Raw genomic sequence first — 10,191 nt, 5'->3', positions numbered from 1 at the left:
CCGACCTCGAGCTCTCAGTTCCCGCACGGAGGTATATATGCACCACGCAGTGATGTCCAAGATTGTCCGACTTCTGGGCAGCTGCTGCTAACCCTGCGGCGAAACGCCGAGCCCACTTGTGCAATCATGCCGATCTTCCTCAGTACATGCTCTTGAAGGCATACCTGGCTGCAGACATCTTGCGCGATACTGCAGGACGATCATGGCAGGCAACCAGAGCTGCGGCTCCCAGAAAAATCCGAACAAGAAGATAGGTGCGACAAGGACCATGAGGACCGCAACACCTCTGAGATCCCGAACGACCATGACGAAAGCGCTCAGGATTGCGGCGGTGAACACTGCTGCTGAGATTGCCCAAGAGGTCTGGAGCACCTGGACAACATAGAATGGCGTGAACAGTGGTGTGCCTCCCGGTGCTGCGTCGGACGGGCCCATCACGAGCCACACAAGAGCATATGTGCCCGCCATCAACACTCCACCGAGTACTGCTCTTGACCGGCTGCCGTAGAGAAAGAGCGTAATCAGAGCTACGAAACCGATGACCTCCTTTATGACACCAATGAGCGACAACAGGAGGAACGCGTACTTGTGGTCTTTATACTTGCACAAGAGCGCGAGCAGCACGAATCCGGGTGCGGGGATGACAATCAACTGGGTAGACATCAGGGAGATGAGCACCAGCAACGAAACCAGCTCTACGCGGTCTGGTCGCATCACTGACAGCAGCACGAACACGGACAGCCTTATGTGACGATCAAGAGCACGCCCAGAGAGAGAGGACCACTGCTGAGGAAGAGGAGGAGTTGCTGGACCAGTCTGTACCGTTCGGCGAGTACTGCCAGTGCCATGCCCAAGACGACTCGACGCTGGATGTGAGCATAGAGGACCATGTGATGGAGGCCATTAGAGGTCCAATGACCAGTGCCTCCGTGTTCAGCAGCCCCGTGCGTCCCCCGTACTCCACGTCAAATTGTGCGGTGAAGCCCATATAGTCACACTCCTGCAATCGGCTCTGTGCGGTCAGTGACGAACGGTCATTTGAAGATGAGTCACGCACCGAACTTGTCGATGTGTCCCGAGTAGCCCAGAAGAAGGGGTAGGACATCCACCCCACGTATCGTATGCAGAGCACCATCTGCTGCATCAGTTTCCGAGAAGGAGCGGACTGAATCGGGTCGGACGAAGTCGCTCCACAAGAGGAACGGTACCGGGTCGCACACATGTTCACCCAGCTCTACAGACGTCGTGTGGTCACCAGTGACAGCAAGCACGATTCGGCCGCCCACAGCGGAAACGACTCTGCCTATCAGACCGTCTGTGCGTTCGACCGCCAGCATCTTCTGTCGAGCGTTGTGGTCGTGACTCGCGTTATCTGTTGCCTTAATGTGGACGAACACGAAGTCGTAGCCGGACTCGACCGCCTTGATAGCCCTGTCAGCAATGCCCTCGAAGTTGGTGTCAATAGTCCCCGTCTGGCCAGTCACGGTGAGGTGTTCCATTCCCACGTACTTGGCGGTCCCGATGTACAGCGCACCACCTGCAATCACCGCGCTCCTGATGCCGTAGCGCTGTTGCAGGGTGGGCACCTCCCTGTGTTGGCCCGGTCCACGAAGCAGCAACACGTTTGCAGGAGACACCCCTCTCTTCTTCCGCTCCGTGTTCACCTTCAGGTCATTGAGACGCTCATAGCTGAGTTGTACAAGCTTGTTGATGACCTCAGCGGTCTTCTTGGCAGCTGGCTCAAGTGGTTGACAGGTCAGGACCTTCTTCCCTTCGGTGTGCGGGTCGATATCGCTCACCTTGTCCGACAGACCCGGGCCCTCTAGCACCAGTGCTCCTCTGTGCTCAACGGTATGAATGAAGTGGACAGTGAACCCGTCAATCTTCAGGCCATCGATCGCGTCCTGCAACGCCTTACCCTCCTCCTTAGAGAACTCACGTCCTGCACGACGGTCCAAGACGACCATCTGTGCGTCAACGGTGGCGAAGTTGGACCGGAAGGCGACGTCACCCGGTCTTGATGGTAGCCCGGCCCCCAGTGCCTCTAGAGGACCTCTGCCGGGATAGGTCGAGAACGGGTCATAGCCGAAGAGTGCGAGATGGGCTGTGTCGCTTCCGGGGATGATGCCCGGACCAATCACATTCATGAGGCCGTTCTGGCCCTCCTTCGCCAACCGGTCCAAGTTAGGCTTCTTTGCAGCCTGAAGTGGTGTGCGACCTCCAAGTTCCTTGACAGGCCGGTCTCCGAGACCATCCATCACAACAAGCACTGCGGTCCTCTTGGCAGTCATGTCCAGAACCGCCTCCATGCACTCCTGAACTGTGGACCGGGATACCCGTACTCCTCGTTCAGGATGTGATGGATCTCCAGGAGCCTGTTGTACTTCTCTACCCGGTCACTGCGCGCCGGGGCTCCCGTCTTTATCAGTCCCGTCGACAGAGCCACCGAGAGGTCAGCAATGAACGAGTCACCGGTCTCACCGCTCCGATGGCTCACAACCACGCCCCAGTTCGCCTCATATGCCACTTTCGCAGCCTCGATGGCCTCTGTGACAGAGCCAATCTGATTGACCTTCAGAAGAAGCGAGTTGCCCGCCGCCATGCCAATCGCCTTGCGCACGATCTCCGGGTTGGACACCGTCAGGTCATCAGTGACCACCTGTGTACGGGTTCTCTCAGTGTACTCAGCAAAGTCATCAAAGGCATCTTCGTTGAACGGGTCCTCGACCAGCACGATTGGGAAAGTCTTCTCGAGGTCAAGGTAGAAGTCCACGAGTTCTCCTGCGTCGAGTGACCGACCGTCAATCTGATACTTTCCATCCTTGAAGAAGTTGCTCGCTGCGGCATCAAACCCGAGAGCGACATCTTCCTTGGGCCTGTAGCCAGCATCCACAATTGCGCCCATGATCTGCTCGAAGGCGTCACTGGTCGAGTTAAGCCCATAGCCACAGTAGCCACCCTCATCGCCGATATGTTTGGCCATCCTGCCGTGCTTCGCAATCATCCGCTTGCCAAGTGCATGGTACACCTCGCTCAGATACTGAATCGCACTTACCATATCATCGGCACCTACAGGGAGAATCATGAACTCCTGAATGGCAAGGCTGTTTCCTGCATGAACGCCTCCGTTGATGACATTGGACATCGGTACAGGGAGAAGGTACCGCCTGTCAAGACCCAACACCCTAGTGCGCAGGTACTCGAACAGCTCCATCTTCAGGTGCGCAGATGCAGCGACTGCAGTAGCCATTGAGACCGACAGGACTGCGTTGGCGCCCAACTTCGACTTCCCCTTGCTCGGGTCAAGCTTCAGCAGAGCCTCGTCAACTGCACTCTGTGACAGGGGGTCGACCTTCATCATCGCAGCTGCGATCTGGTTGTTGACATGCTCCACTGCCTTGAGTACGCCCTTGCCACCATACCGCTTACCACCATCCCGGAGTTCAAGGGCCTCGTTTGTTCCCGTGGATGCTCCACTCGGGACCTTTGTCACACCGAAGCTGCCATCGGAGAGGGTGACTCGCGTCATGAGAGTCGGGTTGCCTCGTGAGTCCAGTATCTCAATAGCCTTGATTGACTTGAAACTGACCATTGCTATCACATCGTGACACTGCTGGTCGCAGGACCGTGCAGTGGGGAGTCACCAAGATGAATTTATGCTGTTCCGTCCGTGCGTGCGTGAGATGGACGGTCTCCAGTCTCAGTCTGGTTCGTGAACCACGGTTGCCATAGTCGTCCATGAATTCGGATTGGGGGAGAATCAATGTCATCAAAGTCGTGCAAGTACCGAGTACAGCTTCTGGACGTTGGAGTCCTCAGGAGGAGAGATACGCAACTCCGTATTTGGGCTTCGCCATTCTCATCAATCGAATCCCTGGGCCTGCCTCAAGTACATCGTTGTCGGCAACAACTGCGAAGACTGATGAACAGCCTCTTGGCCGCTTCCAACCATAAACCTGATTGACTGAGTGCCAATACCGAGGCAGACTTGGACCGCCTCCAATGGACAGTACTCAGCAACAGTCAAATGGTATCGAGACTGGACTGGACGCGCGAGTCTTGCTGCGCCCAAGACACAGCACTGTTGCCCATCCCTTCGATGCGTGCGTTTGCAAGACTGTCTACATGCATCGCAGACGTCGCCTTCTTGAAACACATCCGTACGATACAGTTATCAACAGAACCACAGTCTGTTTGGTGTTCCTCTCGTATTCAGGGCTAGTAAGAACCGATATAGGAGTGTGAATTCCATTGAGGGGCGAAAACACGCACTCAATTCCCATTGCAGAACCAAGACTTGGGCCACTTGAATTGGAGTATGTCCGTGATGCAATCGAGTCCGGATGGGTGTCCAGTGCTGGTCCCTATGTCCGGAGGTTTCAGGACACTTTCGCAGCCCACTGTGGTTCAAAGCACGCGCTGTCAACCTGCAACGGCACAGTCGCCCTCTCTCTGGCGTTAGCAGCAATCGACCTGCGTCCTGGCGACGAGGTCATCGTTCCATCTTTCACATTCATGGCATCGGCGGCGACAGTGATTCATCTTGGAGCACGTCCGGTCTTCATTGACTCTGATGAGTCCTGCTGGTGTATGGACCCCAACTTGCTTGAGAGGTTGATCACCAAGAAGACGAAGGCCATAATGCCGGTTCATCTCTACGGACACCCGTGTCAGATGGACTTGATTCAAGAGGTGGCAGAGAAACACGGTCTCTATGTCATTGAGGATGCAGCTGAGGCACATGGAGCTGAGTTCAAGGGACGAAGAGTCGGAAGCATTGGTGATATTGGATGCTTTAGTTTCTATGGAAACAAGATAGTGACCACTGGCGAGGGAGGGATGGTCACTACAAGTGATGACGAGCTGTTAGAGAGAATGGAGATGCTGCGAAATCACGGAATGCCGAGGGACAGGAAGTACTGGCATCCAGTGATTGGTTACAACTTCAGGATGACCAACATCCAAGCGGCGATTGGTCTTGCCCAGATGACCCGGATAGATGAGTTCATCGCAAAGAAGCTGGAGATTGCCCGGGCCTACTCCATCGCCTTTGATGAGATGCCGACGCTTTCCTACCAGATGACAAAGCCCTGGGCAAAGAACGTCTACTGGATGTTTTCGATTCTTCTCGAGTCCGAGGACAAGAGGATTAGATTGGCGTCACATCTGGACAAGGCAGGCATCGAGACCCGCCCACTCTTCATTCCGTGCAATGAACAACCATCAATCCATAATCTGTATACAGATGTGGAGCTGACTCCCATTGCATCGAGGATATCGAGAATCGGACTGTCATTGCCATCTGGCACCACTCTGCAGCGCAGTCAACAACAGCAGGTAATCGAGGCAGTCAGAGAGTGGACTGAGACCGCTCATTCCTAATCTGACAGAGCTGGACACAGGAGTCCTATCGTCCCCACAAGGAGGCACTGGAACCACTCCTCAGATTTCCTTGAAATGCGAGTGGACTTGAAGGCCTCCCTTCCTGCATGCAGTCACATGATTATCACGAGTGGTATCCAATACTGCACAGCCTCTGGACAGCGGCCGCATCCTCATGAGTGCCCACTTTGGCTCCCATCGAGTGGCTGACTATCACAGTGGGTTGGAGCATCCCAGATGACATCCTCTCCGTCAAGATGACGCTTCCAGCGGTCGATATCTGCCTTGACCATGAGTTCAACCAGCTGTTCGAATGAAGTCTTTGGCGCCCAACCAAGAGTCTCTCTGCAACGGGTCGCGTCACCCCGCAGTACGCGAACGTCCAGGGGTCGCAGTAGTCCTTTGTCTATTCTCAGGTAGTCTTTCCAGTCCATGCCGGCACACGCAAATGCCACCTCGGCAAACTCCTGAACCGAGTGCGCAACTCCGGTGGCCACCACATAGTCGCCAGGTTCATCGTGGTTCGTCATGAGCCACATTGCCTCGACGTATTCTGGCGCATATCCCCAGTCCCTCATGGTGCTTGTGTTTCCGAGTCTGAGTTCACCCGTGAGATTGTGATGGATTCTCGCAACTGTGTCGGTTATCTTACGAGTCACGAAATCCAGTCCACGAAGCGGCGACTCGTGATTGAAGAGGATACCATTCGACGCGTGCATGTTGTAGGCCTGCCTGTATATCTTGGTCATCCAGTATCCGTACAGCTTGGCAGCTGCGTAAGGAGATGCAGGAGCAAACGCACTCTCCTCTGACAGGAGAGCGTTCCCGCTGTTACCGAATTGCTCACTGGTCGAGGCCTGATAGAATCGGGCACCAGGGACCACCAGCCGGACGGCTTCTAGTAGTCTGGTGACCCCTACGCCTGTGACTTCCGCAGTATAGATGGGTTGCTCGAAGGAAACCCCCACGAAACTCTGAGCGGCAAGATGGTATACCTCATCAGGCTGCGCAGTCCGGACCGTTTCCATCAGCGAAGACGAGTCATTCAGATCTGCACGAATGAGCCGAACCTTGTCGAGTATGTCTAGGCTCTTCAGTCTCCAGAAATTCGGCGTGGAGAGTCTACGATAAACCCCATAGACCTTGTATCCTTTCTCGAGCAGAAGCTTGCATAGGTATGCCCCGTCCTGCCCTGTCACACCGGTTACCAGTGCTGTCTTCGTCGCCTTTTCACCCCTTTGGCAATCTCTGCATCTCTCTTCGTGTTATGGAGTCCGGTGATTTGTCCCGGTGACCAACGACTTCCGCATATACTGAGAGGGCCATCTCTGCAATCTTCTTCCAAGATATGGTCTCCGCATATCTCCGTGCTGCATCCCCGAAGGCCCTTCGTTCTTCTTCATTCCTCAGAAGCCTCTCCATGGCGCTTGACAATGCATCAACGCTCTTAGGCTTGACCAGCAGTCCCACAACCCCATCCTTCACCTGGTCTCTTGCGCCACCCACATCTGTGACAATCACCGGTTTTCCACATGCCATGCCATCAAGTACCGCTATCGGTACATTCTCGAGGTCGTTGATAGCTGAGCTCACGATGACATCCGCGGTGTTCATCAGATTGGGTAGGTCGTCGTCAGGCACGAATCCGAGAAACGCGACTCTTTCGGTCAGATTCAGTCTCCTGACCAGACTCACCAGTGTGTCTTTGAGCTGCCCCCTTCCTGCGACTGCAAGATGCACATTGTCATACTTGTCTGCAAGTTTCTTGAATGCTCTAATGAGGTAGGGAATGCCCTTGTACGGCACTAGTCTCCCAAGTGCAAGGAACACCACTCCGCCTTTGTTCCTGATGTCCGCAAGTTCACCATAGGTTCCATGGAATGGATGAAACCTCTCTGTGTCCGTGCCTTGGAGGACAGTACGTACAATCTCTTCGGGCAACCTTGAGAGATAGGGACTCTTTCTGTAATAGGTCCGATTGAGTGTGACAACAAGGTCCGACCTCATGACGACGTGTCTAATCTGGAAGGTGTTGTATGCTCTTGTGGCTGCCGCGCCCAAGAGGCCAATCCCGAACAGCTTCTCCATTATTGCATCCATAACATAGGTTGTGACCAGAGGAATGCCATGTCCATGCGCGTATCTCATGGTCAAGACATCTGTCAGAGGGAACGGTGTCCACAGATTGATCACATCAGGGTGTTCTTGCTCCCCGAGGAATCGCGCAATCCCGAGGCAAAGCGGCCGTTCCAAGACCTCCAGTGCTTTCAGCCTTGCTACCTCTACTCCATCAGTAGTGACCTCATGTGCTGGAGCACTCTTCGGGCATCGGGATGTACAGATGAGGACGTCATGCCCAATTCGCGCCTGCCACTTTGCTATCTCTGCCACAAGTGTTTCTGTCCCTCCCACATGAGGTGGGAAGTACGGGGTTATGTGAATCACTCTCATGTGCCCCACCTAGTGGTGATTCTTCGTTCTTGGAGGACGTCGACTGTCGGGAGACACCAACATGACGACGATGTGTTCTGCAGTGCGATTCGCAGACAGGGGGTTGGCAACGGCGAGTGCCTTGAGAAGATTCTCACAACCGCATTGCCCATAGAATCATGATACTCTGCGCTAAGATTGAAGGTCGGAATCGCCTCGACAAATGGTATGAATGCCTCGTACTTCTCTGGTAGCAGGAGCGTTCTGACTATGATGGCCCCTACGGTCTTGAGAAGGTCCGATGTTGTGGTGTCATGGAAGATACCACCCTGAATCTCGCTCTGATAGACGACTGGCATCGATACCTTTAGAGTGCTGAGCAACTCCACTTCGTTGGTCGAAGCTGTCACGAATATGCTGTCATTGGTCACTACCCACGAGTTCTGTTCCGGACTCGGTGTGAGCATGAACGCAACCGCATGTGACTGTGAGAACTGTGAGTCTATCAAGGTCACATCGATTCCGTCCTCCTGCGGTGAGTCCGAAGCGATGCTGAATGCTCCGACAGGGTGGATAGTTATACTGATGGTTGAGATGTTCATGTAGCTGGACGAGAAGACTCGACACTCAACATCTGAGCCTTCGAGCTGCATCTCCACGATTGCATCAATGGTCTCGGAGTGGACAGCGAATGACATGCTCGTCGCAGTCTGTTCTACAAAGAGCCAGTCTAGGCCGACCAGATCTATCGTGCTGTTGTGAGTGGCGTTTCCAGCACGGATAAGAATGCTATCCAACGACAGCATCCGGTGCATTTCTCCGAGGTTCGTCCACAGCTGGGGGCCAAAGCTCTTCACGCTCGGAGTGACAGCCACTTGAGCCGACTTGCTCTCCAGAAGGTATCGTCCCGACACGACTCTTGCAGCATCTCGGCCGTTGATGATTTCTGACTCAAATGTGAAGTCTTGAGCCCGCCACCACTGCCCCATCACGGATTTGTATGTGGTACGATGACTGAAGTACTCATACCAATAGCCGTTGAACAATCCCACTGAGATCACGGACTCGTTCTCTGCCAGATTATGTGCCAGCCAAGTGCTCGCGTTGATGTCGAAGGGCTGCGGGGCGTGTGGGCTATAGGATGCGAGAACTTGTCCCTGAAAAGCAATGGTTGGCACCGTGATCAGTGCGATGAGCAGAAGCGGCGCGATGAAATTGATGAGCGGACTGACTCCTCGACCTACACCATGTCTCGTGCGATTCACTATCAAGTCCGAGATCAATGGAAGTGACCAAGAGAGGAGGCTCATCGACAGAATGATGATTGGCATCAACGCAACTAGAAGAGGCATCTGCGGTCTGAACGCATATGGGAATGTCAGAAAGAAGGTTGAAGAAGCAAGCATGCAAGCAATGAAGCGCTGCTGACCTCTGCTCTTAGACTCGACGAAGATGCCGAGTAGTGCAGCCGCAGTAACGAGGATTGTTACGAGGGTGAGGCCATGGAAATTGTCGTTTAGCAGACTGAATGCCATTGATGTCGAGCTAACAATATCAGTGACCGGTTGGGCCTCTCCGCCCCCAAATCTTGTTGCGGCCACCACGTAGTACGGCATGACAATGAGTGAGGGTAGAATGAGGAAGAACAGCCTCCTTAGATTGTTCGACCATTCTCCTCTATTGCATATGGTGTCGACGAAGAAGTACAATACGAGTGATAGGCCGAACACGAGTGCAACAAACAGATGCGACGCCATGACTCCAAGCACCATCACAGAAGCGATGACGAACCTTCTACTTGTCTTCTGTACCAGGTACCGTCCCCATGCGATGGCGAACCCCAGAGCGAAGATGACTCCTGCGAGTCTTATGATTCCTCCAAATGAGATGAGGTCCGAGAGCATACCAGACATTGATGTACCCAAGAAACCAAGGGTACTGAAGAAGTCCGAGGCAGTCAACTGCTTGATGAGAAAGTAGACTTCCAGACCAACCAGAGCGATGAAGCTCGTTGCAAGGACCTTGTATACCAAGAACTCGAATCCGGACCATAGAAATGGGCGGAGGAGTACGGGTATGAGGGGCGGATATCCTGCATCGTACCATCTGCCCGAGAACCAGTAATCGGACGACTGGAGATGATTCACGAAGTCTGGTGCACAGAGAAAACTATACGCCGGATTGAGCAGTTCGCTGAAGCGCCACAGTGCTGATACAATCAGCAGAACCCATGCAGCAGAGGAGACGCCACAGACGGCCGGGGGCCTCAACACCCATCGCGCAACAGGCCCCAGTTTGTTGAAACTCTCCATCTGTCTGCACCGTAGGTCTTTCTTGGTCATGCCGGACCAGATGTATGCAATGCCGGACGGCCATGAA

General features: G+C 54.1%; 8 protein-coding genes. 1 reads left to right on the top strand and 7 read right to left on the bottom strand.

What is annotated here, in order from left to right; translation table 11 throughout:
• Positions 1–87: 87 nt before the first annotated feature.
• The 4 genes from HXY34_04895 to eno all read right to left on the bottom strand — a co-directional run bounded on the left by HXY34_04895 (position 88) and on the right by eno (position 3,592).
• On the bottom strand, positions 88–717 hold the full coding sequence (locus HXY34_04895; GenBank protein NWF95455.1) for a hypothetical protein: 630 nt from the start codon (positions 715–717) through the stop codon (positions 88–90).
• Between the two features lie 26 nt (positions 718–743).
• Positions 744–890, bottom strand: coding sequence for a hypothetical protein (locus HXY34_04890; protein ID NWF95454.1), 147 nt, complete (start codon positions 888–890; stop codon positions 744–746).
• 159 nt (positions 891–1,049) lie between these two features.
• Entirely contained in the window at positions 1,050–2,291 is a 1,242-nt protein-coding gene (locus HXY34_04885; GenBank protein NWF95453.1) for a 2,3-bisphosphoglycerate-independent phosphoglycerate mutase, read from the bottom strand.
• Positions 2,288–3,592, bottom strand: coding sequence for a phosphopyruvate hydratase (gene eno / locus HXY34_04880; protein ID NWF95452.1), 1,305 nt, complete (start codon positions 3,590–3,592; stop codon positions 2,288–2,290). Before eno ends, HXY34_04885 begins: the two co-directional genes overlap by 4 nt.
• Before the next feature lie 659 nt (positions 3,593–4,251).
• On the opposite strand from eno, the gene HXY34_04875 reads away from it, so the two are divergent.
• A complete protein-coding gene (locus HXY34_04875; protein NWF95451.1) occupies positions 4,252–5,382 on the top strand; it encodes a DegT/DnrJ/EryC1/StrS family aminotransferase in 1,131 nt (376 codons plus the stop codon).
• Positions 5,383–5,555: 173 nt separating this feature from the next.
• Here the strand turns inward: HXY34_04875 and HXY34_04870 are convergent, their stop codons facing one another.
• Genes HXY34_04870 through HXY34_04860 form a run of 3 tightly spaced genes read right to left on the bottom strand, consistent with a single transcriptional unit; the run spans position 5,556 to position 10,124 of the window.
• Positions 5,556–6,593 carry a GDP-mannose 4,6-dehydratase gene (locus tag HXY34_04870; protein ID NWF95450.1) on the bottom strand — a complete coding sequence of 346 codons (1,038 nt, stop codon included), beginning with the start codon at positions 6,591–6,593 and terminating at the stop codon, positions 5,556–5,558.
• A gap of 19 nt (positions 6,594–6,612) precedes the next feature.
• Positions 6,613–7,833, bottom strand: a complete 1,221-nt coding sequence (locus HXY34_04865; GenBank protein NWF95449.1) for a glycosyltransferase — start codon at positions 7,831–7,833, stop codon at positions 6,613–6,615.
• Positions 7,830–10,124: a hypothetical protein gene (locus tag HXY34_04860; GenBank protein ID NWF95448.1), complete on the bottom strand. Its 2,295-nt coding sequence runs from the start codon at positions 10,122–10,124 to the stop codon at positions 7,830–7,832. Before HXY34_04860 ends, HXY34_04865 begins: the two co-directional genes overlap by 4 nt.
• Positions 10,125–10,191: the final 67 nt, after the last annotated feature.

Source organism: Candidatus Thorarchaeota archaeon, from assembly GCA_013388835.1.
Taxonomy (GTDB): Archaea; Asgardarchaeota; Thorarchaeia; order Thorarchaeales; family Thorarchaeaceae; genus JACAEL01.
This window is presented reverse-complemented; position numbering and strand designations above follow the sequence as displayed.